Source organism: Rubellimicrobium roseum, from assembly GCF_006152145.1.
Classification (GTDB): domain Bacteria; phylum Pseudomonadota; class Alphaproteobacteria; order Rhodobacterales; family Rhodobacteraceae; genus Rubellimicrobium; species Rubellimicrobium roseum.
Genome location: NZ_VDFV01000150.1, coordinates 1 through 1,172 on the forward strand (window position 1 = coordinate 1; position 1,172 = coordinate 1,172).

Consider the following 1,172-nt stretch of genomic DNA (forward strand, 5'->3'; position numbering starts at 1 on the left):
GCAAATCCAGCCACGCGGTCACCGAGATCGAGGACCTTGAGGAGTGGAAGGGGCCCACGGACCTGAACCTGTGGACGCGGCAAGGTCCGCTCAATCCTGGATCCGTACGGGACATGGGGACGTTCCGGGGCATGCTGGGCCATGCTCTCCGAGCCAAACAGGATCCGAGCGACCGGTCCGCCATGCATGCCTCAGTACCAGGCGTCGCCTCGATCGAGCAGGTCCGGGTGACAGTTATCGCTCATTACGGACCCGAGGACCTGCTGATCGCGGCCGAGCAAGGCTACACGTTCCAACACCGGGGTGACCTGACTCGGCTGACCCCACTCACGGTCACCACTCGACAAATCCGCTCTCGACGCGAGCGCGAGCGGATCAGGATGCGAGTTGGAGGGGCCCAAGGAAACACACAGCGCCGGTGACGAGGAAGGGTCAGGTCGCACAAGCAAAACTTGGCATGCTGCCGGAGTTGCTGACGCATCAGGACCGAACCGACCTGCGGGATGCGTACGTGGCGGTTCAGGAGGGCACGGCGGAGGCGACTCCAGTCGAGCCGAACGACCGGCTTACCTCAGCGCTGCACGCAGGTCCGCGCCGCCGGGCATGAGCGACGCGGACGGAGGGCTCGGGGGACCTTGGTCGAACGCCGCCTACAGATCCTCCGCGTCTCTCTCCAGAACCACGGCCCGGCTGCCGCGTGGGCCACCTCCGGTGCGTGGCCCATGATGGCGCAGGACAGCCGCCTCGACGCGGCCGGCGAAGGCGCTCTCCTCCTCGCCGTCCTCCTGGGCCAGGGTCTCGCCGGGCCCGAACGGGCCTGCCAGCACCATGGCCACTGCGGGCGCGACCTCCACCATCTCCTCGCTTTGGCGCTCCACCCCCACAAGCCAGATGACCCGGACCGGGTCGGCCTGATGTGTTCGCAGGTTTGCCTCCAGCCGTTCCATTCGCCGCCGCAGGGTCATGGCAGCCTCCGTCCCACGGCACGGGCCAGGATCTCGCGGGCCGAGGTGCCGTCGCTCCGCTCCCAGGCGCGCACCAGCCGCTCGACAGGCGAGAGGTGCGGGCCGTCGGTCAGGTCTCCGCCCGCTCGGACCCGCTCCGCCACGGCGGCAAGGTGCTCCGCAAGTCGGTCTCGGGCGCTCGGGCCGGAGGGCTGAGCGGCGGACCCG

General features: G+C 69.1%; 3 protein-coding genes. 1 reads left to right on the forward strand and 2 read right to left on the reverse strand.

The window, feature by feature from the left end; genetic code table 11:
- On the forward strand, window positions 1–422 hold a 422-nt coding region (locus FHG71_RS24110; RefSeq protein WP_218014232.1), incomplete at its 5' end, for a hypothetical protein.
- A 228-nt stretch (window positions 423–650) separates the two neighbouring features.
- On the opposite strand, the gene FHG71_RS23275 is transcribed toward FHG71_RS24110, so the two are convergent.
- Together FHG71_RS23275 and FHG71_RS23895 are read right to left on the reverse strand one after the other, a co-directional pair.
- A complete protein-coding gene (locus FHG71_RS23275; protein WP_139084179.1) occupies window positions 651–965 on the reverse strand; it encodes a hypothetical protein in 315 nt (104 codons plus the stop codon).
- Window positions 962–1,172 (reverse strand): hypothetical protein (locus FHG71_RS23895; RefSeq protein WP_218014233.1); only part of this gene is annotated, 211 nt, incomplete at its 5' end. The genes FHG71_RS23895 and FHG71_RS23275, both read right to left, overlap by 4 nt.

Coding starts and splice junctions, on each gene's coding strand:
- FHG71_RS23275 (WP_139084179.1), bottom strand. CDS start 965: ATGACCCTGCGGCGGCGAATGGAACGGCTGGAGGCAAACCTGCGAACA.